The sequence below is a fragment of the Deefgea sp. CFH1-16 genome (assembly GCF_016881365.1).
Classification (GTDB): Bacteria; Pseudomonadota; Gammaproteobacteria; order Burkholderiales; family Chitinibacteraceae; genus Deefgea.
Genome location: NZ_WLYT01000001.1, coordinates 2,959,378 through 2,981,240, shown reverse-complemented (window position 1 = coordinate 2,981,240; position 21,863 = coordinate 2,959,378). Strand labels below are relative to the sequence as shown.

26 protein-coding genes and 1 pseudogene are annotated in these 21,863 nt (G+C 47.3%); 1 reads left to right on the top strand and 26 read right to left on the bottom strand.

Annotation, left to right across the window (positions count from 1 at the left end; all coding sequences use genetic code 11):
- The 20 genes and pseudogenes from GKO28_RS16320 to GKO28_RS16240 all read right to left on the bottom strand — a co-directional run bounded on the left by GKO28_RS16320 (position 1) and on the right by GKO28_RS16240 (position 13,290).
- Positions 1-327: an OmpH family outer membrane protein gene (locus GKO28_RS16320; RefSeq protein ID WP_374220774.1), complete on the bottom strand. Its 327-nt coding sequence runs from the start codon at positions 325-327 to the stop codon at positions 1-3.
- Positions 248-487, bottom strand: a complete 240-nt coding sequence (locus GKO28_RS23010) for an OmpH family outer membrane protein (protein ID WP_374220739.1) — start codon at positions 485-487, stop codon at positions 248-250. Before GKO28_RS23010 ends, GKO28_RS16320 begins: the two co-directional genes overlap by 80 nt.
- A 14-nt stretch (positions 488-501) precedes the next feature.
- Positions 502-1,050 (bottom strand): BamA/TamA family outer membrane protein, encoded by a 549-nt coding sequence (locus GKO28_RS21890; RefSeq protein WP_282099349.1) that lies wholly within the window; start codon positions 1,048-1,050, stop codon positions 502-504.
- The gene (bamA, locus tag GKO28_RS16315) at positions 1,043-2,803 is read right to left on the bottom strand and encodes an outer membrane protein assembly factor BamA (protein WP_282099348.1); all 1,761 of its coding nucleotides are present in this window, start codon (positions 2,801-2,803) and stop codon (positions 1,043-1,045) included. The genes GKO28_RS21890 and bamA overlap by 8 nt, the downstream gene beginning before the upstream one ends.
- 26 nt (positions 2,804-2,829) lie before the next feature.
- Complete coding sequence (locus GKO28_RS21885; RefSeq protein WP_182077080.1) at positions 2,830-3,291, bottom strand: site-2 protease family protein; 462 nt, start codon at positions 3,289-3,291, stop codon at positions 2,830-2,832.
- An 11-nt stretch (positions 3,292-3,302) separates the two neighbouring features.
- Entirely contained in the window at positions 3,303-4,175 is an 873-nt protein-coding gene (gene rseP, locus GKO28_RS21880) for an RIP metalloprotease RseP (protein ID WP_182077079.1), read from the bottom strand.
- Between the two features lie 7 nt (positions 4,176-4,182).
- Entirely contained in the window at positions 4,183-5,379 is a 1,197-nt protein-coding gene (gene ispC / locus GKO28_RS16300; protein ID WP_182077078.1) for a 1-deoxy-D-xylulose-5-phosphate reductoisomerase, read from the bottom strand.
- An 18-nt stretch (positions 5,380-5,397) separates the two neighbouring features.
- Complete coding sequence (locus GKO28_RS21875; RefSeq protein ID WP_282099347.1) at positions 5,398-5,838, bottom strand: phosphatidate cytidylyltransferase; 441 nt, start codon at positions 5,836-5,838, stop codon at positions 5,398-5,400.
- The gene (locus GKO28_RS21870) at positions 5,732-6,226 is read right to left on the bottom strand and encodes a phosphatidate cytidylyltransferase (RefSeq protein ID WP_282099346.1); all 495 of its coding nucleotides are present in this window, start codon (positions 6,224-6,226) and stop codon (positions 5,732-5,734) included. Before GKO28_RS21870 ends, GKO28_RS21875 begins: the two co-directional genes overlap by 107 nt.
- A 10-nt stretch (positions 6,227-6,236) precedes the next feature.
- Positions 6,237-6,995: a polyprenyl diphosphate synthase gene (uppS, locus tag GKO28_RS16290; RefSeq protein WP_182077077.1), complete on the bottom strand. Its 759-nt coding sequence runs from the start codon at positions 6,993-6,995 to the stop codon at positions 6,237-6,239.
- A gap of 28 nt (positions 6,996-7,023) precedes the next feature.
- Entirely contained in the window at positions 7,024-7,581 is a 558-nt protein-coding gene (frr, locus tag GKO28_RS16285) for a ribosome recycling factor (RefSeq protein ID WP_173534729.1), read from the bottom strand.
- 70 nt (positions 7,582-7,651) lie between these two features.
- Positions 7,652-8,371 carry a UMP kinase gene (gene pyrH, locus GKO28_RS16280; RefSeq protein WP_173534352.1) on the bottom strand — a complete coding sequence of 240 codons (720 nt, stop codon included), beginning with the start codon at positions 8,369-8,371 and terminating at the stop codon, positions 7,652-7,654.
- Between the two features lie 86 nt (positions 8,372-8,457).
- The gene (tsf, locus tag GKO28_RS16275; protein WP_182077514.1) at positions 8,458-9,342 is read right to left on the bottom strand and encodes a translation elongation factor Ts; all 885 of its coding nucleotides are present in this window, start codon (positions 9,340-9,342) and stop codon (positions 8,458-8,460) included.
- Positions 9,343-9,434: 92 nt separating this feature from the next.
- Positions 9,435-10,161: pseudogene (rpsB, locus tag GKO28_RS16270) on the bottom strand (30S ribosomal protein S2).
- 171 nt (positions 10,162-10,332) lie between these two features.
- Positions 10,333-11,118 carry a hypothetical protein gene (locus tag GKO28_RS16265; RefSeq protein WP_203564230.1) on the bottom strand — a complete coding sequence of 262 codons (786 nt, stop codon included), beginning with the start codon at positions 11,116-11,118 and terminating at the stop codon, positions 10,333-10,335.
- Positions 11,115-11,513 carry a hypothetical protein gene (locus GKO28_RS16260; protein ID WP_182077075.1) on the bottom strand — a complete coding sequence of 133 codons (399 nt, stop codon included), beginning with the start codon at positions 11,511-11,513 and terminating at the stop codon, positions 11,115-11,117. Before GKO28_RS16260 ends, GKO28_RS16265 begins: the two co-directional genes overlap by 4 nt.
- Entirely contained in the window at positions 11,456-12,097 is a 642-nt protein-coding gene (locus GKO28_RS16255) for an MlaD family protein (protein WP_182077074.1), read from the bottom strand. The genes GKO28_RS16260 and GKO28_RS16255 overlap by 58 nt, the downstream gene beginning before the upstream one ends.
- Positions 12,087-12,491 (bottom strand): hypothetical protein, encoded by a 405-nt coding sequence (locus tag GKO28_RS16250; protein WP_182077073.1) that lies wholly within the window; start codon positions 12,489-12,491, stop codon positions 12,087-12,089. The genes GKO28_RS16255 and GKO28_RS16250 overlap by 11 nt, the downstream gene beginning before the upstream one ends.
- Positions 12,488-12,655: a hypothetical protein gene (locus GKO28_RS16245; RefSeq protein WP_182077072.1), complete on the bottom strand. Its 168-nt coding sequence runs from the start codon at positions 12,653-12,655 to the stop codon at positions 12,488-12,490. The genes GKO28_RS16250 and GKO28_RS16245 overlap by 4 nt, the downstream gene beginning before the upstream one ends.
- Positions 12,652-13,290 carry an ABC transporter permease gene (locus GKO28_RS16240; protein ID WP_203564229.1) on the bottom strand — a complete coding sequence of 213 codons (639 nt, stop codon included), beginning with the start codon at positions 13,288-13,290 and terminating at the stop codon, positions 12,652-12,654. The genes GKO28_RS16245 and GKO28_RS16240 overlap by 4 nt, the downstream gene beginning before the upstream one ends.
- Positions 13,291-13,599: 309 nt before the next feature.
- Between GKO28_RS16240 and trxB the strand changes: the two genes are divergently transcribed.
- On the top strand, positions 13,600-14,553 hold the full coding sequence (gene trxB, locus GKO28_RS16235; RefSeq protein WP_182077070.1) for a thioredoxin-disulfide reductase: 954 nt from the start codon (positions 13,600-13,602) through the stop codon (positions 14,551-14,553).
- Between the two features lie 205 nt (positions 14,554-14,758).
- On the opposite strand, the gene typA is transcribed toward trxB, so the two are convergent.
- From typA to GKO28_RS16205, 6 genes are all read right to left on the bottom strand, one after another.
- On the bottom strand, positions 14,759-16,567 hold the full coding sequence (typA, locus tag GKO28_RS16230) for a translational GTPase TypA (RefSeq protein WP_173534360.1): 1,809 nt from the start codon (positions 16,565-16,567) through the stop codon (positions 14,759-14,761).
- A gap of 202 nt (positions 16,568-16,769) precedes the next feature.
- Entirely contained in the window at positions 16,770-17,420 is a 651-nt protein-coding gene (locus GKO28_RS16225) for a CoA pyrophosphatase (protein ID WP_182077069.1), read from the bottom strand.
- Between the two features lie 71 nt (positions 17,421-17,491).
- Positions 17,492-20,620 (bottom strand): response regulator, encoded by a 3,129-nt coding sequence (locus GKO28_RS16220; RefSeq protein ID WP_182077068.1) that lies wholly within the window; start codon positions 20,618-20,620, stop codon positions 17,492-17,494.
- Positions 20,617-20,874, bottom strand: coding sequence for a hypothetical protein (locus GKO28_RS16215; protein ID WP_182077067.1), 258 nt, complete (start codon positions 20,872-20,874; stop codon positions 20,617-20,619). The genes GKO28_RS16220 and GKO28_RS16215 overlap by 4 nt, the downstream gene beginning before the upstream one ends.
- Positions 20,875-21,019: 145 nt before the next feature.
- On the bottom strand, positions 21,020-21,511 hold the full coding sequence (locus tag GKO28_RS16210) for a CHASE domain-containing protein (RefSeq protein ID WP_182077066.1): 492 nt from the start codon (positions 21,509-21,511) through the stop codon (positions 21,020-21,022).
- Between the two features lie 7 nt (positions 21,512-21,518).
- Positions 21,519-21,782 carry a hypothetical protein gene (locus tag GKO28_RS16205; RefSeq protein WP_182077065.1) on the bottom strand — a complete coding sequence of 88 codons (264 nt, stop codon included), beginning with the start codon at positions 21,780-21,782 and terminating at the stop codon, positions 21,519-21,521.
- Between the last annotated feature and the right edge of the window lie 81 nt (positions 21,783-21,863).

Here is a 21,863-nt window from a genome sequence, read left to right as displayed (position 1 = left end):
TTATTTATCTACCAATAGTTTCAAGACTTTATCAGTAACATCTATCTTTGGATTACGATAAACAGCATCTTGAACCACTAGATCTAGTTTTTCACCCTCTGCAACCGTACGAATTGCCAAATTAACTCGCTCTTGTAAACCCGCTAATTCTTCATTACGGCGAGCATTTAAATCTTCATTGATTTCACGCTGCATACGCTGAAAGTCTTGATTCAATTTAATTAATTCACGCTCTTTAATTCGACGATCACTTTCCGATATATTGTTTTTTATCCAAGACCTGCTGCAACAACTTGCCTTGGGTTGAGACTCTTTGCATTTCAGCACGCCGTGGCTCAAACTCTTTTTCCAGTTTTTTCGCTGCACGAACTGCTGGCGAAGCTTCGCGCAAAATTCGCTGTGTATCAACAAAGCCAATTTTGGTATCCGCAAAAACATTCGCCACAGCGAAAATAAAAAATATCGGCCATAGTTTTATCAACTTCATTGTTCTCATCTCTTTTAAAATAGCTGACCAATTTGAAACTGAATAGATTCAGTTTTTGCTGTCGCTGATGGATTAATTGGATGTGCATAAATTAATTTCAATGGACCAATCGGCGATATCCAGGTAAAGCCAACGCCGACTGAATGCTGAATAGAGCCAAAATTAATATCTTGATCATAGCCCCAAACATTACCAGCATCATAAAACGCACTTAAGCGCATTGATTTATCGTCTTTCATACCAGGTACTGGTGCAAAGACTTCAAAATTATTCACAAATCGAGTCGAACCACCCATGCTGTTATCAGTATTATCAATCGGTCCTAAGCTACCTGATTTATAACCACGAACTGAGTTTACACCACCAGCATAAAAGTTTTTATAGAATGGATATTCATTCGATCCACCATAAGACCCACCATAACCGATTTCCATATTCCACAAAAATGTAAATGGTTTTTTAGTAGGTAGAGAGTAGTAGAAATATTGACTCTGCAAATTTAATTTATAATAATTAATATCTGACCGCGGCGGAATCCCTAGTTCTGCAGAAGTTTTAAACAAAAAAGCCTTTAGTTGGAAATACTGCAGAATCACGAGAATCTGTTGCCCAATTGGCATTTAAAGAATAGATCGCAGCACTTTTCCCATATTCTTCAATGTAATCAAGTACATAATCAGGGGACAGCTCTGATACTTTGAAATCCATGATCTCAGCATTGATACCCAAACCAATTGAATTATATTCAGTGGTTGGCATGCCAAAATTAAAACCGACCCCTTTTGATTGCGTTTGATACTGCCCTAAATCCATTACACCTGGATCAGTATCGCGCAAATAAGCAGTCCAGCCAAAAGACACACCATCAGATGTAGCATATGGATTATTCATCCCAAAAGCTAAAACTTTAGATGCTTGACTGGTATTTACTTCGGCAGAGAATCGTTTCCCAGTACCCAAAAAATTGGCCTGCGAAATCGAGGCTTGGAATAAAGCACCTTCACCCTGCCCATAACCAACACCAAAATTTAAATTGCCGGTTTTTTTCTCAACTACATTGATGTTCATATCCACTAAGTCAGAACTTTCTGGAACGACAGGCGTATCAATATTGACTTCACTAAAGAAATCTAGCTGCTGCAAACGCTCTTTGGTACGCTTGATATCCGCTAAATTATATTCAGCCGATTCCATTTGGCGCACTTCACGGCGTAATACTTCGTCTTTAGTTAAATTATTACCATAAATATTAATACGTCGAACTGATGTCTTTTTGCCTGGATCAACAAAGAAAGTAAACGCGACGGTTTTTTTCGCCTCATCAATCGTTGGCACTGCATTTACATTCGGGAAGGCGTGTCCTTCTTTACCCAGACGATCAGAGATGGCTGCGGTGGTTTTATTAATCGAATCACGAGAAAAAACTTCGCCAGGTTCAGCTGCAACCAAGGCTTTTAACTCTGCTTCTGGCAAATCAAAATTACCCGCAAAGCTAATATCACCAGTATGGTATAAATCGCCTTCGCGTAAATTAATAGTTAAAAACACATCGGCTTTATCTTCTGATAAAGCCACTTGCGTCGATTCAATCGCAAAATTTAAATAGCCATTATCTAAATAAAGCGACTTAATCGCCTCTAAATCAGCACCAAATTTTGGTTTTGAATATTGATCGGTTTTGGTATACCAAGTCATCCAAGTTGGCGTAGTGAGTGACATTTGGCTAATTAAATCATCCTGCGAGTAAACTTTATTACCAACAAAATTAATTGATTTAATTTTAGCGACATCCCCTTCAGAGATGTCAACTTGTACCCCAACGCGATTACGGTCCAACTTAGTCACTGTCGCTTTCACATCGACCGAATACCGACCACGGGCGTAATACTGTTGTTTTAATTCGTTAACCGCAGCGTCCAAGACCTCTTGCTGAAAGATGCGTCCTTCGGCTAAGTTTTGTCCTTTAAATGCAGCTTTAACTTGATCTTTTTCTAATAATTTGGCGCCATTGACATTGATTTGCGCCACTGTTGGCCGCTCTTCAACCGTAATGACGATCACGTTTTTATCGACCTCGATACGAACGTCATCAAAAAAACCTGTCGCGAACAAGGCGCGAATTGCTTCACTGGCTTGGGCTTCATCAAATTTATCACCCACTTTGACAGTGAGATAATTAAAAACCGTCCCTGGGTCGGTTCTTTGCAACCCTTCGACTCGAATATCCTGAACAGTGATAGGGTTAAAAGCTTGAGCAGCAAGGCTGATGCTGGCAAACGCCGCTGCGACCAGCGCATACATAGGTTTAAATTTCATCGGTCGATTCGTCAACAGGTTAGAGATTAGCCTAAGCCAAACAAGAAGCGTTGAGCGTCATTAAATAACGCCAGCGCCATTAACATGAGCAATAAAAAAATGCCAATTTTTTGCAAGACCACAGTCAGCCAAGCCTGGATGGTACGTCCAGTTAGCCATTCGTAGCCATGATACAGCAAATGGCCGCCATCCAAAATCGGTACTGGCATCAAATTGAGAACCCCCAAGCTGACACTGATCAAAGCCAAACATTGCAGATAAGCCACCCAGCCCATTGCGGCACTCTGACCAGCAAATTCAGCGATCCCCAATGGACCGCTAATTTGTTTGGGAGAAATAGCGCCAACCAGCATTTTACCAAACATCTTCACCGTTAAAACCGATAGATCATAGGTTTTTTCAATCCCGCCCAGCATCGCTTGCGCCGGGGACAAACGAATGGTTTGCTGCATGCTTTCATACAAAACCTTGTCATTGGCTGGGCTCACGCCGATACGGCCTATTTTTTTTTGCCATCTTGATCAATAACATCTGGCGAGATCGTTAAAGTCTGTGTTTGTGCGCCGCGTCGAATTTTTAATTCAAAAGGCTGGCTTGGATTTTGAGCAATATAGCGCTGAAATTCCAACCATGAGGTCAATGGCTGCTGATTGAGCGTTAGCACCACATCTCCCACCTGAAGTCCAGCACGTGCCGCCGCACCTTTTTCTTGCACATAGGCAATTTGATTGGTCGTTGCATAGGGCGACAGTCCCAGACGACTTAAAATATGCTGATCGAAGTCTTCACTACTTAATGAGCTTAAATCTAAAGTAAATGCTCGTTCGCCCTGTGGCGTAGCCACCTCAAGCTTAAGCTCTTTTTGACTGGCTGCACCAAAAATACTCACCTGCGCCTGATCCCAACTTTGTACTGCATCACCGTTAACCCGCTGCAATACATCGCCAGCGCGCAAACCGGCCTTGGCCGCAATACTGTCCATCGCAACCGTTGCCACCAGTGGTTTTAACGTCACAACTCCGTAAGCATACAACCCAGCATAAATGAACGACGCCAATAGCAAATTGGCCAAGGGACCAGCCAATGCGATCGCCATTTTTTTTGCCGGATGCTGGGTATTAAACGCAAATTGTCGCAATGCAGGCGCAACCTCACCCTCGGATTCGTCGAGCATTTTGACGTAGCCACCCAAAGGAATTAGCGCAATTTGCCAAGTTGTTTGACCGCGTTGCCACTGATAAATAGGTCGACCAAAACCAATCGAGAAGGTCAATACCCCTACCCCGCATCGCCTTGCAACCCAGTAATGACCGAACTCGTGAATGAATACCAGCAGTCCAATCGCAACAATAAATGCAAATAGCGTTAGCATGTACGGCCTATTTGCAAGATGAATTCTTGCGCAACACACACCGCGACTGAGCATCAACATCGAGCAACTCTTCAATATTACCGGCTGGCTGCAACGACAATTGACTGAGTGTTTTTTCAATGACTTGCGGGATTTGAGTAAACAAAATCGTCGATTCTAAAAATGCGGCTACCGCAACCTCATTCGCAGCATTAAGTACTGCTGGCGCAGCGCCTCCGGCTTTAAGTGCTTCATAAGCCAAATTTAAACATGGAAAACGCGCAAAATCCGGCGCAGAAAAGTCCAGCCGACCTACTGAAAATAAATCTAAAGCTTTCACGCCGGCAGCAATACGCTCTGGATAAGCCAAACCATATGCAATGGGCGTGCGCATATCGGGTGAACCCAATTGGGCCATCACGGATCCATCGCGGTATTGCACCATCGAATGAACCACGCTTTGTGGATGAACCACAACCTCGATTTGCTCTGCTGGCGCATTAAATAACCAACGCGCTTCAATGACTTCGAGACCTTTATTCATCATACTGGCCGAATCAACCGAAATTTTTCGCCCCATTGACCAATTTGGGTGTTTGACCGCCTCAGCGGCTGTAATTTGCGAAAAGGTATCGAGCTCGCGAGTTCGAAAAGGGCCACCTGATGCAGTCAGTAGAATTTTTTCAATCCCTGCGTCTGCCAGTGTATAGGCGTAAGGATTCTCGCGATAGAAAGTGGGCAGGGATTGAAAAATCGCATTGTGTTCGCTATCAATCGGCAAGAGCACGCTGCCTGAACGTGCCACGGCATCCATAAATAACTGACCGGCCAAAACCAAGGTTTCTTTATTGGCCAGCAAGACTCGCTTACCTGCTTGCGCCGCGGCTAACGTCGCCGACATCCCGGCAGCACCCACAATCGCTGCCATTACCGTCGATACCTCTGGCGCGGTTGAGACTTGCACCAACGCCTCAGCACCATAACTCACCTCAGTACTTAAACCACGAGCAAGCAAACCTTTTTTCAGCCGTTCAGCACTTTGTTCATCAAGTACCACAGCATGTAGCGGCCGGTGCACTTCACAGGCAGCAAGTAACTTATCAATTTGCGTTGCTGCGCTCAGCGCAAAAATGCGATAACGCTCAGGATGACGCCCGATCACGTCCAATGTGCTGCTACCGATACTGCCAGTCGCACCGAGAATAGTTACAATTTGTTGCTGCATGGTTATCCGATCGCTTTGTTACAAGGGCATAAGGTGGAGTAGGTAAATCGCCGCAGAGATGGGTAAGATGGCCAATAAACTGTCAACACGATCCAAGATGCCGCCATGTCCTGGCAATAAATGACTACTGTCTTTGATGCCGCGCTGTCGCTTTAACAATGACTCAAGTAAATCACCCATCACGCTTGCTGCGGTGAGTACCAGCGCAAAAATAGCCCAGACAAACATTTGTGCTGTTTGACTTTGTAAAACAACAATACTTGGCAGCAACAAAAATGGCTTGGGTATTAACAGGGAATAGCATACAACAGCAAGTGCTCCACCATATACCCCTTCCCAACTTTTACCAGGGCTAATATTTGGCGCTAATTTTTTTCTTGCCAAACTTCTTGCCTGAAAAATACGCGAATGAGTCGGCGACCCAAGCAATGGCCATAACACACAACAATGGCCACCCATTGCCACGCAATACGATCATGGAAAGCCCAGCAGGAATCAATAACGCCCAACCACTAAAGGCATTTAAATTGCCAACTGAGTTTAAAGGCCATTTAAATTTGAGCCAGAATGGTACCAAAAACAGCCAAAAAATGAGCGACGCCAATAATAAGCCATAGATAAAATAAATTGGCGCAAATCGAGAGCACAGCAAAAACAAAACCGCAGTTAACCAGGGGTAGCACGTAGAAAAACGGCCATGCATACCGACTAGGCTCTTCCATTCCCATGCGGCCAACCCCATTAGCAGGGCACAAAACAAAGTCCAAGCCATTGGCGGCAATAAAAACAGCGCTGCTAAAACCAGCGGCAACAACAGTAACGTAGTTAAAACACGGGTTTTCAGCATATATAATTATTTATTTTGATACATCAAGTTGTTCACTGATACGGCCAAAACGTCGCTCTCGCCCTTGGTACCATGCAATAGCATCCAGCAAAGGCTCACGACCAAAGTCAGGCCAAGGCAAATCAGTAAAATAAAGTTCGGTGTAGGCCAATTGCCATAGCAAGAAATTACTAATTCTTTGCTCACCGCCAGTTCGGATAAATAGATCAGGATCGGGCGCGTAGGCCATTGCAAGGTAAGGCTTCAGGTCTTCTTCGCCAAACTCGCAAGCACGCTCAGGATAATCGGCCAGCAAACGATGCGTGGCTTGCAGTACATCCCAGTGCCCACCGTAATCGGCAGCAATCGTCAGCACCAGACCATCATTGACTGCCGTTTTTGCCTCTGCATTTTCAATCATTTGTAATAATTCAGCTGAAAAATGACTGCGATTACCAATGATCTTTAATTGAATATTGTTGCGAAACATCCGCTCAATTTCAGTTTGCAAAACTTGCAAAAACAGACCCATCAAAAACGTGACTTCTTCCTCAGGACGACGCCAGTTTTCACTTGAAAAAGCAAAAACAGTCAGGCATTGCACGCCCAATTCTTTGCAAGTGCTAATCACTTCGCGTAAAGAATCGACCCCTTTCTTATGGCCAAACACTCGAGGCATCAGACGCTGTTTAGCCCAGCGTCCGTTACCATCCATAATGACCGCAATATGTTGAGGAATTTTACCCGCTAAAACATTGGGTTCTTCGCGTTCGCGAGAGAATAAAGCCACGTTTCTTACCGCCTAATCAAATCGACTTTTATACCGTCAAAAGTTCTTTTTCTTTATCTGCAAGCTGCTTATCAAGCTCAGCGATATATTTGTCAGTCAGCTTTTGCACTTCATCTTGACCACGGCGCTCTTCATCTTCCGAAATTTCTTTATCTTTAAGCGCACGCTTCATTTGATCATTGGCATCGCGACGAACATTGCGCATTGCAACCCGAGCTTCTTCGGTTTCATTGCGAACCACTTTAATTAAATCTTTGCGGCGCTCTTCAGTTAGCATCGGCATCGGCACACGAATCAAGTCACCTTGCGAAGCCGGATTCAAGCCCAAATCACAATCACGAATGGCCTTTTCAACCTTAGCCACCATCGGCTTTTCCCAAGGCTGTACACCAATCGTGCGTGAATCAATCAGTGTCACATTCGCAACCTGACTCACTGGCACCATACTACCCCAGTAATCCACTTGTACATGATCTAGCAAGCCCGTATGAGCACGCCCAGTACGTACCTTAGCGAGGTCCGTGCGTAGTTTTTCAGCCGTTTTTTGCATTTTGGCTTCGGTGGTTTTCTTTAGATCTGCAATCATCATTTACCTCTTGCTGCAATAAAAAACAGGCGGAACATCGCTCCGCCCGTCGCCCTGCGAATCAACACGCTTAGCAGTGTACCAGCGTACCCTCGTCTTCCCCAAGCACCATACGCTTTAATGCGCCAGCTTTGAAGATACTTAATACGCAAATATTCATTTTTTGATCACGGCACAAAGCAAATGCTGTCGCATCCATGACCTTCAAATTGCGGCCAATCACTTCATCAAACGTCACGGTTTGATAACGAACTGCATCTGGGTTCTTTTTAGGATCGTCAGTATAAACGCCGTCCACTTTGGTGGCTTTGATTACGATATCAGCGCCCATTTCCATGCCACGCAGCGCGGCTGCAGTGTCAGTAGTAAAAAATGGATTACCAGTACCGGCACCAAAAATTACGACTTTATTTTCTTCCAGATATTGAATAGCCTTGCCGCGAACATAAGGCTCAGCAACCTGAGCAATAGTCAGCGCAGATTGAACGCGTGAAATAATGCCCGCACGCTTCATTGCATCTTGCAATGCCAGCGCATTCATCACCGTAGCCAGCATGCCCATATAATCAGCAGTGGCACGATCCATGCCCGATGCTGCAGGCGCAACACCGCGAAAAATATTACCGCCACCGATAACGATAGCGACTTGAACGCCCAAATCAACAACGCTCTTCACTTCCTGCACAATCCGGTCGATCGTCGCTCGGTTAATGCCGTAGCTATCATCACCCATTAAGGCTTCACCGGAGAGTTTCAACAAAATGCGTTTGTATTTTGTGGTTTGACTCATGTATTTATCCTTTTACAGTGCGTGGTCGTGGTCGTACAAACGCCGCACGTCACCGTGCGGCGTCATTTCAAAGCCTAAGACTAGACTTAAAGTTGTGCAGCTGCTGCAACTTCAGCAGCGTAATCTACCACTTTTTTCTCAATGCCTTCACCAACAACAAACATGGTGAAACCAGCAACAGAAGCTGATTTAGATTTCAACAATTGCTCAATAGTTTGTTTGCCATCTTCCGCTTTAATAAACACTTGGTTTACCAAAGTAACGTCTTTCAAGAATTTGTTCACTGTGCCGTCAGCAATTTTAGTCAACATTTCTTCTGGCTTGTTATCGGCTTTTGCGCGTTCAATGGCAACACGACGCTCAGTTTCGATCAACTCAGGATCAACACCACTAGCATCCAATGCTTTTGGTTTAGCAGCAGCGATATGCATCGCGATATCTTTACCCAAAACTTCGTCGCCGCCGATCAAGTTGACCAACACGCCGATTTTTGCGCCGTGCAAGTAAGTCGCCAACTCGCCTTCAGTTTCGTAGCGGGCAAAACGACGTACAGTCATGTTTTCGCCAAGTTTAGCGATCAATGCTTTACGTGCTTCTTCAACGGTTTCGCCAGTCGCCAATTGAACCGCAGACAAAGCTTCAACATCAGCAGCATTAGATTCTGCAGCAGCTTGAGCAATGGCTTTAGCAAAAGCGACAAAGCCTTCATCTTTAGCAACAAAGTCAGTTTCGCAGTTAACTTCAACAACCGCGCCAACTTTTTTGTCTGCAGAGATGAACGATGCAATTACACCTTCAGCAGCAGTACGGCCAGCCATTTTAGATGCTTTGTTACCTGACTTAATACGCAACAATTCTTCAGCTTTTTTGATGTCGCCCTCAACTTCAACCAAAGCTTTCTTGCATTCCATCATGCCAAGGCGGGTTAATTCACGTAGCTCAGCGACCATTTTTGCAGTAATAGACATTATGTATTCTCCTGAATAGGGATTTCAGTTTATTCGGTAAACATTACAAAAAAGGGGGCAGACGCCCCTTTTTCTTGGTTTCAGCGATGGGCTACTTACTCAGCAGCAGCTTCGGCAACCGCAGCAGCCAAAGCTTGAGTTGCTTGGTTACGGCCTTCAAGCACTGCATCAGCAGCAGCACGAGCGTACAAACGAATTGCACGTGAAGAATCATCGTTACCAGGAATTACGAAGTCAATACCTTCTGGGCTGTTGTTAGTATCAACAACACCAATTACTGGGATACCCAATTTAACGGCTTCAACAATCGCGCCTTTTTGGTAGCCAGTATCGATAACGAAAATCGCATCAGGCAAACCGCCCATCTCTTTAATACCGCCCAATGAACGCTCTAGTTTTTCAACATCACGTTTCATCATCAACAATTCTTTCTTGCCGTAGCCACTGCCTTCAGCATTTTCCAGAACAGCTTTCATTTCAGCCAGGCGTTTGATTGATTGCTTAACTGTTTTAAAGTTAGTCAACATACCACCCAACCAGCGGTGATCAACGAAAGGAGCGCCTGCACGTGCTGCTTCTTCAGCGATGATTTCGCGAGCAGCGCGTTTTGTACCAACAAACATTACATTGCCTTTGTTTGCAGACAATTGACGGATGTATTTCATCGCGTCTTCAAACAATGGCAGTGTTTTTTCTAAAGTTGATAATGTGAATCTTGTTGCGTGCACCGAAGATGTACTTACCCATTTTTGGGTTCCAGTAACGGGTTTGGTGACCAAAGTGGACACCAGCTTCGAGCATATCGCGCATACTTACAGACATTTAATTCTCCAATGTGTCTTAGGGTTAGGTCTTCCATTCGCTCGGGACACTTCAAACCATTTGAAGCGCACCCCTGACAGGGCGAACGGGATTTTAGCTGTGCTTACGACGCTATTTTAAAACAACACAAACATAGCAAGCCAAAGATTATATAGGAAATACAAATTTGACTCAAGGCGAACATTCAATTGCCGCACACAAAGATGCCAAATGCGCCTGCGCCTTCTTTTCTAACGCCACATCGCCTTTGCGCTTCGCAATGCTTAATAACAAACGGTAATCGTCCAGCAACCACATGGGCTCGGCACTTTGACGATCTAAATCAATCGCCTGCATCAGCGCACGCTCAGCATCATCAAACCAACGCCCTTGCCGCAACGCCACCTCAGCCAATAAGCGCAGCGCAAATGCGTGCTCAGCTGGGCGCTCTGCTGCCAAATCGAGCGCCTGAGCGGCCAATTGCGCAGCAGTAGACACATCACCTTGCTCAAGCGCAATCTGCGCCGCCAAATTATCCATCTGCACCGCCACAAAACAAGGCGCAGCGCAATTTAAACGCGCCTGAGCTAGCAACTGCTGCGCGCGAGGCAAGTCCTGTCGCCAAATCAATTGCGCCAACTGCAAAGCGGCCTGCACCTGCTGCTCTGGCAAAAAATACCCATCTTGCAGCATTGGCAACAAAGTTTGTTCAGCCTGAAAGCTTCGCCCCAAACGCTGACTTGCCTGCGCCAAACCCAATCTTGCCATTCCCTGTCCACGCCAATCGTCTATGGCCTGATATCCACGCAACGCCTGCTGCCATTCGCCCTCTGCACTTTGAACACGTCCATCCTGTATTGCTTGCAAAGCCATGCGATGCGAGCGCTCAGCGGCCATACGTGCAGGCGAAGTCACAACTGGGGCCGTACCGCATGCCGTGAACACCACGCAAAATAAAAACACCCAAACTCGATTCATCGTCGACTCTCCGGTACTGGCGCCTGCAATGGCAAAGGCGTTAGCATGGTATTGATTGGCCAACTCTGATTCACCGCCTCCAAGGTTTGCCGGCCACCATACAGCAACTCATCAGTATGACGCACCATCCCAGGCAAGCTTGGCGCAGACAATTCAATCGCCTTACGCACTACGGCGGCCGTCGCACTTGCGTCCTTGGCGGCCGCATCAACACTCACCACAATCGATGCCGCCCCGAGCAGCACCGGCGACAATTGTGTATTTAACTCTGCGGCCACCCCATCCACTCGCGCCAACAAGCGATCCGCACTATTTAATGTGCTACGCGCCTCAACATTCACCACACCATCAACCCGAGCCAATAATTGATCGAGTCGCTGGCGCGTTTCACGCATTTCGACGAGCTCAACTGCCGCACATTGGCCAGCGCTAAACGAATATCCCCTTTAGGATCATTCAAATAATCAAATGTTTGCTGCATCGAATCAATCATCGGCAAAGTACGATTGCTTAGATTTTGCGCAATATCAGCAAGACCCAAGGCCGGCGCAAACACCAGCACACCACCCTCAGGCAAACGCGGCGCTGCCGCCGAGCCTCCGGCAATCTCAATATAATGATCCCCAATCAAACCCTCTTGCTGCAAAATCGCAATCGAATCGGCCTTCAGCCACTGCATATATTGCTGCTCAATCAATAAAGTGACATCCACCTTCGCCTGCTCATTCAAGCTCACTTTATCGGTCACCCCGATACGAAACCCAGACAATCGCACCTGCATTCCCGGCGTCAATCCACTGCCATTTTCGGCAACAAAATGTACTTTTTCCTTACTACTAAAAAAGCCTTGCCGCTGCCCCAAAACCACCAGCAGCACGGCAAAAGCCACAAAAACCCACGTTGCCAACAACACCACCCGCCAAGTTAGCCAACGAAATCGAGGATCGTAATCCTTTAATAACTGCACTTTATTCTTCATTATCCCGACTCTTTACCAAGGTAACGCACTCAAACCCCGCTGGCGCGGGCTGCGCAGCGATCACCAGCAATACCTGCGGCACCGGCAACTGTAAAAAAACTTTTACCAAAGGCCATTCAGCACACAGCGGATCATGCCACCAACGCCACCAAGCCTCCTCGACCACCCAAATTCGTGCGTCTTGCAGCGCCAAGCGCAGCAAAGCCACCAATCGGCGCTGCATTACATCCAACCGATCAGGCAACATTGCCAACATGGCTGACTGCGCAGCAACATCTAAGCCCGCTCGCTGCAAAATCGTTTGCAGCGCCAACTCAGCATCCGACAAGTCGCCAGCGCCATGATACCAACACGGCAAAACGATGTTTTCCCACACTCGCAAATTGCTAATCAAAACCGGCCTAGACTCCAAAACACCAAAAACCCATTAAAAGCCGAACGATTTAAATCCTCTGAGATACGATCAATCCACAACGAAAAATCGTCAGACGCAGCCAATTCCAGCCAAAACTGCCCAGACGCAAGACTCAAATCAATATTCAATATACCTTGCGTCATAACACCAGCGCCCAACAAAAATCCAACACAAACAAAGCCAACAACCCTCGCAGCACCGCTCGCGATGCCGCCTTAGGAATTTCGGACACCTGCAGCGGCACCGAAAACCCAGCATAAATCGACACCACCCCAGCCACCAAACCAAAACTAGCCGCTTTTAACAAACAAATCAGCACCTCATGCCAGCGCAGCATTCGCTCCAAAGCGAAAATTTGGTAACTTGCATCCCAGCCAGTTGCAAACAATACACCACCCAACACCGACGCCAGCGACATGACACCCGCCAAAACCACAGCCGCCAGCGTCATCCCCAGCACCCGAGGCAACAACAAATAAGACTCAATCGAAATCCCCATGCGCCGCAGCGCGGCAACCTCTCCTGAAATTCGCATCGACGCCAATTCAATCGCCATTGCTGACGCCGAGCGCGCCACCATCATTAAACACGCCAACAAAGGCGATAACTCGACAAAACTCAAAGACCCCAAAAGCCGCAACGCCGCATCACGACTTTGCCCATATTCTTCGTGCAACTGCACCACGACCGTCGCACCCAAAGCAAAACCTGTAATCGCCACCAACCAAACCGCCTCATTGGCGGTAAAATAAATTTGCTTTAACAGTACTCGCCTCACGGGTGGGCGCGCTAAAGCAGCAAAATGATTTAAAAACCGCTTCAAGATAAGCAACAATGCGCCAGCCCTTTTTGCATGATCCGTACACCATCAAAAATTAAAATTGCAATTGTAAACAATTTCCCACTCCGACTCATCCATCAAACCTAGCGGCAACAACACTTGATATTGCCATGCATCGCCCCCAACATTAAAAACAAGCCTTACGCTATGGCACCGATTTAAAAGCTAGATTAGAAGCTTTCTTAAAAAACCATTACACTCAAGCCCATTGAGTAGCATTATTTAGACCAACAGCAAGGAATCGACATGGCAAGCCAACATCATCGTTTACTCATTTTGGGCTCAGGCCCAGCAGGCTACACTGCCGCCGTCTATGCCGCACGTGCCAATTTAAAGCCTGTATTAATTACCGGTATGGCACAAGGTGGCCAACTCATGACCACCACTGAAGTTGACAACTGGCCAGCCGATTTTGACGGCGTCCAAGGCCCAGAGTTGATGACGCGCTTTCAAAAGCACGCCGAACGCTTTGGCACCGAAATGCTGTTTGATCACATTCACACGACGCATTTAACTGAAAAACCAATCCGCTTAGTGGGCGACTCAGGAGAATATACCTGCGACGCGCTGATTATTGCCACCGGCGCATCAGCCCAATACTTAGGTTTACCTTCTGAAGAAACATTTTCTGGTCGCGGCGTTTCGGCCTGCGCCACATGCGACGGTTTCTTCTATCGCGGCCAAGATGTTGCCGTCGTTGGCGGTGGCAATACTGCCGTAGAAGAAGCACTCTACCTATCAAACATCGCCAAGCATGTAACTTTAATTCACCGCCGCGATACTTTCCGCTCAGAAAAAATCCTGATCGACCATCTGATGGAAAAAGTTGCCGAAGGCAAAATCACCCTTGAAACCAACCAAACACTCGATGAAGTTTTGGGCGATGCAACAGGCGTAACGGGTGCACGCCTGAAATCAACTGTTGATGGCTCGACCAAAGACTTAGCCTTGATGGGTGTGTTTATTGCCATCGGCCACAAGCCAAACACGGACATCTTCAAAGGTCAGCTCGACATGGACAGCACGGGCTACATCATCACCCAAGGCGGCCGCAACGGCGGCGCAACAGCCACCAGCATTGCTGGGGTATTTGCTGCCGGTGACGTGCAAGACCACATCTATCGCCAAGCCGTAACATCCGCAGCGAGCGGCTGCCAAGCGGCATTGGATGCTGATAAATACTTAGAAACACTGCGTTAAAATATAGGGTATTTAGCCATAAGCTTTGATGGCTAAGACCTATAGAAATATACCCAACAAAACGCCATCCTTCCAGATGGCGTTTTTTACACCCCCATCAACACACCTCTGGGTCTTGTCATACCAAAATCCGCCACCAACAAACACTGGGCATAAAAAAACGCCAATCAATCGATTGGCGTTTTTTTGGCACTTAAAGCAGCGATTAAGCGACTTTATTGCGACGACGTTCGTTGTCAGTCAAGAAGCGCTTACGGATACGGATGGTTTTTGGTGTGATTTCAACCAATTCATCATCATCAATAAACTCAACGGCTGATTCCAAAGTCATTTTAACTGGTGTAGTCAAACGAACTGCTTCATCAGTACCAGAAGAGCGAACGTTAGTCAGTTGTTTACCTTTAATTGGGTTCACAACCAAATCGTTGTCACGACTATGGATACCGATAACCATACCTTCGTACAGTTTGTCGCCTGGGCTAACAAACATACGACCGCGATCTTCCAATTTCCACAATGCGTAAGCCACTGCTTCGCCATTGTCTTGAGAAATCAACACGCCGTTATGACGACCTGGCATATCAGGCTTGGCTGGGGCGTAGTCATCAAACACGTGACTCATCAAACCAGTACCACGAGTCAAGGTCATGAAATCACCTTGGAAACCGATCAAACCACGCGCAGGAACATGATATTCCAAACGTGTACGGCCTTGACCGTCAGAAACCATATTGGTCAATTCGCCACGGCGACGACCGATTTCTTCCATCACGCCACCTTGATGCTCATCTTCTAAGTCGATGGTCAAGTTTTCGTATGGCTCACATTTCTCACCGTTGATGTCTTTGTAAACGACACGTGGTTTTGCCACAGCCAATTCAAAGCCTTCACGGCGCATGTTTTCGAGCAAAATAGTCAAATGCAATTCGCCACGACCTGAAACGCGGAAGATATCCGTGTTGTCAGTATCTTCAACGCGCAATGCAACGTTAACCAACAATTCTTTAGTCAAACGCTCACGAATCTGGCGGCTCGTTACAAACTTGCCTTCAGTACCAGCGAGTGGTGATGTATTCACCATAAAGTCCATGGTCAACGTTGGTTCATCAACGCCAAGCACTGGCAAGCCAACAGGTTGATCGCGATCACAAATGGTGACACCGATACCGATCTCATCCAAACCAGAGATAATGATGATGTCGCCAGCTTCAGCTTCTTCAACAGGTACGCGCTCAAGGCCTTTAAAGCCCAGAACTTGATTGATACGGCCGCTAGACACTTGGTCATCATGGTTCATCACCACAACTTGTTGACCTGGCTTGATACGACCATTCAATACTTTACCCACGCCAAGACGGCCGGTAAATGTAGAGTAATCCAAGGCAGAAATTTGCAATTGCAATGGCGCATCAGCGTCGCCCGGAGGGCTAGGCACTGTTGCTACCAACAAGTCCAACAATGGACGCATATTGTCTGATTCTTCTTCCAAAGTCAGCTTGGCAAAGCCATTCAAACCTGAAGCGTAAATCATTTTAAAGTCGAGCTGTTCGTCAGTCGCACCGAGTTTGTCGAACAAGTCAAACACTTGATCGTGAACCCAATCCGGACGTGCACCTGGACGGTCTACTTTATTAATTACCACGATCGGTTTCAGACCTAAAGCCAAAGCTTTTTTAGTCACGAAACGCGTTTGTGGCATTGGGCCTTCAACGGCATCAACCAGCAGCAATACGCCGTCAACCATACCCAATACACGTTCAACTTCACCACCGAAGTCCGCGTGACCTGGGGTATCAACGATATTGATATGCGTGCCTTCGTATTCGATGGCCGTGTTTTTCGCCAAAATGGTAATCCCACGCTCTTTTTCAAGATCGTTAGAATCCATTACGCGTTCAACAACCGCTTGGTTAGCACGGAAAGTACCGGCTTGTTGTAAAAGCTGGTCTACCAGCGTGGTTTTACCATGATCGACGTGGGCGATAATGGCGACGTTACGAAGTGCACGGGTCATGTTTGGACTGTGGGCTATTTGCGAAAGTGGCGGATTGTATCACGCCTTAATGAAAAAACTGCGAACTCGTCAATGACTTTGGCGAGTAAAGCTGATTTTTATTGGCAATTCTCTGATTAACGGCAGATTCATTTGCACCTGCAGCACGATTAAAAGCGCTAATCGCCAATAAAATTGGCTCCATCTATCAGCCAACTTCAATTTACGGCGACGAGGACGATACGTGCTGCCCATTGGCCGTTTCAATGGTCATATCTTTAGGTATACCATCCAACATCAAGTCCAGTGCGAAGTTGAGCAATATACCTGCAGTAGCACCCCAAACAACACGTTGATTAACCTCTAAAAAATGCGTTGCACCGCGTATACCCTGCCGGCTCACCCAACGCTTTTCATACAACGAGCGATTCAGTAGCACTGCCAGAGGGAGCTCAAACACATCAGCAACCTCATTCGGGTCAGGGCAAATTGAAAAACCCGGCTGCAACACCCCCACCACTGGCGTCACACAAAACCCACTGATGGTGTGGTACTCCCCCAAACAAGCCACAACTTGCACTCGATCACGCTCCAAACCGATTTCTTCTGCCGTTTCACGCAAGGCGGTCGCAACAGCATCTTGATCGCCAGACTCAGTCGCCCCACCCGGAAAGCTAATCTGCCCAGCATGTTGCGATAAATGCTCGGCCCTGACGGTAAGCAACACAGTAGCCCCTTCAGGGCGCAGCACAATAGGAATCAAAACTGCGGCGGATCGAGAAGATTGATACTGGTAGTCATAACCACTTACTCGTGACGAATTCGCCAATTGCTGACTCAGCCAGTGCGGTAATTGCGCAACATCTGGCAACATATTTATTCATTCCTAACTTAAGGGCCATTTAAGCCGTCATTCATGGGCCAGCAAGGCGCACTGCCCTGCAACTAAGCTTTAGCGCGCAATTGCTGCGTCAAACCCACACCCAAAGACTGCACCAACGCAAACTGTGCCGCTGCCGACTCAAAATCATTGCTTTTGGCGGCCATTTCAATTGCCTTGCAATACGTTGCGATTTTTGTCGCACCTAACTGCGCAGCAGCGCCTTTTAGTTTATGCGCCAAACTCACCACCTGAACTGAATCGCCAGCCGCAATAGCGGGCGACAAACCTGTGATGCACTCATCCAAAGTAGGGAAAAACAAAGCCAGCAACTCATCTTTCATATCCATGCCAACGGCCTGCTTCAGCTCATTAAACATGCGATCAATATCTAATAACTCTTGCTGCAACTCTAAACTAATGCCCACTTCCATATCGCCCCCCGGCTCTTGTACCTGCGGCTCTAAGCGTGCCAAACGCCCTGATTTTGCCAAGCCCCGCTGCAAAGCCAATGAAATCTCAGCCATGTGAATCGGCTTGGCGACAAAATCATTCATCCCCACCGCGTAACAATGATCCACATCCGATTGAAATGCGTTCGCAGTTAACGCCACGATATAAACATCCGCTTGCTCGGGTGGCAATGCACGAATCGTTTGCGTCGCCACAAAGCCATCCATTTCTGGCATCTGGCAATCCATCAACACTAAATCATAACGGCGTTGCTCGACTGCGGCGACGGCCAATGCGCCATTTTCAACCACATCGACCCGGCAGCCAAATTTTTCCAACATCAACACGGCCACCTTCTGATTGATGGGGTTGTCTTCAGCCAATAATAAATAAGGCTTACTCGCCGCGATCTGCTCGGCCAAATGATGCGCTGTTACGAAATTTTGCGTCCCACGAGGAAATTGCCGCATTTTCAAAGCCTCTTCAATAACATGGAGCAATTGTGTTTGTCGGACTGGTTTGGTCAAAAATGCCGAGTAGCCGGCTGCTTTGGCTTCGGCGGCCAAACCTGGCACCGCCATCGAAGTCAGCAACACCAATGGCAATGGCGTTTCACCCACCATAGTCTGTATTTGTCTCGCCAATTGCAATCCATCCAAGCCAGGCAACTGCAAATCAATCAGCGCCAATGCAAAGTGTGTGGGCGCTTGCGCCAAAACGCTCAACGCTTCCTGTGGTGAGTGAAAACAAACCGGCTCCATCCCAAAAGACGTCAATTGCAAAGCGATCAGCTCACGATTGGCGGCAAAATCATCCACCACCAGCACGCGCAAACCTTGTAAGGCCAACTCAACATCGGGTGGTGGCGCTTCGACTTTGGCAACGGCTAACGTCACCTCAAACCAAAACTCCGACCCCTCACCCAAAACGCTCACCACGCCGACTTCACCGCCCATAGCTTCGATTAAGCGCTTACAAATCGACAAGCCCAAGCCTGTGCCGCCAAAACGGCGCGTTGTCGAAGCATCAGCCTGACAAAATGGCCGAAACAAAGACACTTGCGCCGACTCGCTCATCCCAATACCGGAATCTTTAACACTAAAGCGCAACACACAACGCGCATCATTTGAGCTAGGCAACGCCACCAACCGCGCCACCACCTCGCCTTGCGCGGTAAATTTAATCGCGTTATTGAGTAAATTAAGCACCACCTGCCGTAAACGACTCGGATCGCCAATCAAACGTAACGGCACATTGGGATTGATAATACAGGCTAAATCAAGCGCCTGTTTAGCCGCTTTCTCCGCCACAATATCCAAAGCGCCTTCCAGCAAATAGCGTACATCAAATTCAATTTGCTCGAGCTGCAAATGCCCCGCTTCAATCTTAGAAAAATCTAAAATATCATTAATCAAACTCAGCAACGCATCGCCGGATTGCTGAATCGCACCAACAAACTCAAGCTGCACCGCACTCAAAGGGGTATCGGACAGCAAGGTTGAAAACCCAATCACTGCATTCATTGGCGTGCGAATCTCATGGCTCATATTGGCTAAGAAATCGCTTTTCGCCTGACTGGCCGCCACCGCTTGATCAATGGCAGCCTCCAGTGCGGCATTAATGTGTTTTTGCTCGGTCACATCGGTGGCCACACCTAAGTACCCAATCAATTCACCGGCATCATCATATCGCGCAGTGACAATCAAATTGACCGTTAACCGCGAGCCGTCTCGACAAATATAAGTCCACTCATGGGTATCACTCCCTTCTTGCCTTGCCATATACACCAGCACTTCAAATCCACCGACAGAAACCCCGGTTTGTGCGGCAATATATTGCGCTCGGCTCGTCAACTCGTTGGCATCATGAAAGACATCAGGCGTTAAAATACCGATCACGGATTCAGCAGAATAACCCAGCATCTTTTCTGCGCCGACATTAAACAACTGAATCTCGCCCATAACACCCGTAGCAATAATGCAAATTTCAGTAGCCGAATTCACCACACTGCTTAATTGCTGCTGCAAGTGCGTCAACTCCGTATCTTGCTCAATCAGCATTAATTCATTGTGCTTACGCACATCAATATCGAGATGAATCCCCGCAATTTTAATCGGTACGCCCTGCTCGTCGCGCTCATACACTCGGCCAATTGCATGCACCCACTTCCATGTACCCTGCGCAGTTTTCATCCTTAATTCACAACTATGGATCGCCGAATACCCAGACAAATGGGCTGACAATGAAGCCTCGGCCATTGGCAAATCATCGGGGTGCAATAAGCTCCTCCAAGTATCTATACTGGGTATTAGCTCCTGCGTAACAAAACCCAACATCTCGCCCCACATACCCCCAAAAAATGACTCGCCGGTCCGTAAATCCAGATCCCAAATCCCCAAGCCAGACGCCTCAACAATCATCGATAATTGCCGCTGATTTGCGCGTAATGCCTGTTCACTGGCTAAACGTACACTGATATCACGAATTTGCGCCACCAGAAAAGTCGCACCATCGATATGAAACTGATTCAAATTCACTTCAATCGGGATCAAATGACCATCAGCGTGCTGCGCCCAAAGCTCACGCCCTTTACCCATGACGGCCGCGCCATTATGGTGTTGATAGCGTTCAACATAGGCATCGTGCTGATTCGCCACCTCTTCGGGCATAAAGATCTTGATGCTTTTTCCCAGCACCTCATCGCTGGCATAACCAAAAATACTCGCCACCGATCGGTTCACACACCCAAAATAGTCCCTTGCTGGTCGGCAGTAATAATGGCATCTGGCGTACTGTCAATCACGGCATTGAGCTGAACTTCACGCTGTCGAGCATGTAAAGACATTGACTCAGCCAAAGTCTGTGCTTTTTCTTTTAAGCGCGCGGCATTTAATAAGGTCGCTGCAATCAAACCCGTCAGGCTCAAGCCAAATAACAACAAACCCAAAGGCAGCCAATTTTCTAACCGGGCAGCAAAGCTATCATTTGAGCTCATTAGCACAGTCCAAGTCTGCCCCCCAAGCTCAATCTCGACTTGTCGCCGCAAACTTCGATACTGCGGCAGACTTGCGCCTTGGCTTAAGTGCAAGTCGCTGTCATACAACAAAAACTCTGGTTTGAGCACTCGCCCCGAGTACACCTCAAAAATCGATCGTTTTATGCTGAGCATCACTCAAGCCCGCCACCAATTTGGACATCAGTACCGGCGCATAAACCCAACCAATCAAGGACTCGGCACGCTCATTGACCGACCCGATTGGGCCTCTCATTCCCGTTGGCAAGTAATACGGCAGCAAAATTAAAAACCCCGGAGTCTTTTTACCATCTTGCACCAGTTGAATCGGTGCAGTAATCGCCATTTCAGCCGAATTCATCGCACTGACCGCGGCCGCCTTACGAATTGGCTCGCTAGCAATGTCTAAGCCAACCGCCACTTCATTGCCTTTAACCGGCTCAATATATTGAATAATGAATTTGGTCCCGGCATTAGGACCTCGCTCACGCAACTGATATTCGGGACGGTAGTGCTGCTGATCACTCAAAAAAGCGGCCACATCTTGCGGCTCAACACGGCGAATAAAGCCAACACCCAGGGCACCGGGAAACACATCTTCTAAATTTAATTGCGCCACATACTGCTTAAAAATGCTGCGGTTTTAATTCACCATGCACCAATAAAGGCACAGTTCGCGCGCCATATAAACCCACAGCCAAGCTTTGCACACGCAGTTTTAAGCCATTCACCAATGGCTCAGTCTGCCGCTCAAATTGGATATCGGTCTGCTGTTTGAGTTTAATTGCCGCAAACTGCCAAACAAAAATAGACAGCATCACGCCGACGACCACCACCGCCAGTAAGCGAAAATCATTCAAATGCTGAATTTTTTGCTTTGTTGTTGACATCAGTTGACAAGTATTTGTATGGAAATTGAAATCACTATAGTCGAGCCAAGGCTATTTTTCTGTCAAACCGTCATCATCGAC

Bases quoted from the DNA above. Each gene is read 5' to 3' on its own strand.
- GKO28_RS23010 (WP_374220739.1), bottom strand. From the start codon at position 487: ATGAAGTTGATAAAACTATGGCCGATATTTTTTATTTTCGCTGTGGCG.
- bamA (WP_282099348.1), bottom strand. From the start codon at position 2,803: ATGAAATTTAAACCTATGTATGCGCTGGTCGCAGCGGCGTTTGCCAGC.
- rseP (WP_182077079.1), bottom strand. From the start codon at position 4,175: ATGCTAACGCTATTTGCATTTATTGTTGCGATTGGACTGCTGGTATTC.
- ispC (WP_182077078.1), bottom strand. From the start codon at position 5,379: ATGCAGCAACAAATTGTAACTATTCTCGGTGCGACTGGCAGTATCGGT.
- GKO28_RS21875 (WP_282099347.1), bottom strand. From the start codon at position 5,838: ATGGGTGGCCATTGTTGTGTGTTATGGCCATTGCTTGGGTCGCCGACT.
- GKO28_RS21870 (WP_282099346.1), bottom strand. From the start codon at position 6,226: ATGCTGAAAACCCGTGTTTTAACTACGTTACTGTTGTTGCCGCTGGTT.
- frr (WP_173534729.1), bottom strand. From the start codon at position 7,581: ATGATTGCAGATCTAAAGAAAACCACCGAAGCCAAAATGCAAAAAACG.
- pyrH (WP_173534352.1), bottom strand. From the start codon at position 8,371: ATGAGTCAAACCACAAAATACAAACGCATTTTGTTGAAACTCTCCGGT.
- GKO28_RS16265 (WP_203564230.1), bottom strand. From the start codon at position 11,118: ATGAATCGAGTTTGGGTGTTTTTATTTTGCGTGGTGTTCACGGCATGC.
- GKO28_RS16260 (WP_182077075.1), bottom strand. From the start codon at position 11,513: ATGCGTGAAACGCGCCAGCGACTCGATCAATTATTGGCTCGGGTTGAT.
- GKO28_RS16255 (WP_182077074.1), bottom strand. From the start codon at position 12,097: ATGAAGAATAAAGTGCAGTTATTAAAGGATTACGATCCTCGATTTCGT.
- GKO28_RS16245 (WP_182077072.1), bottom strand. From the start codon at position 12,655: ATGACGCAAGGTATATTGAATATTGATTTGAGTCTTGCGTCTGGGCAG.
- trxB (WP_182077070.1), top strand. From the start codon at position 13,600: ATGGCAAGCCAACATCATCGTTTACTCATTTTGGGCTCAGGCCCAGCA.
- typA (WP_173534360.1), bottom strand. From the start codon at position 16,567: ATGACCCGTGCACTTCGTAACGTCGCCATTATCGCCCACGTCGATCAT.
- GKO28_RS16225 (WP_182077069.1), bottom strand. From the start codon at position 17,420: ATGTTGCCAGATGTTGCGCAATTACCGCACTGGCTGAGTCAGCAATTG.
- GKO28_RS16215 (WP_182077067.1), bottom strand. From the start codon at position 20,874: ATGAGCTCAAATGATAGCTTTGCTGCCCGGTTAGAAAATTGGCTGCCT.
- GKO28_RS16205 (WP_182077065.1), bottom strand. From the start codon at position 21,782: ATGTCAACAACAAAGCAAAAAATTCAGCATTTGAATGATTTTCGCTTA.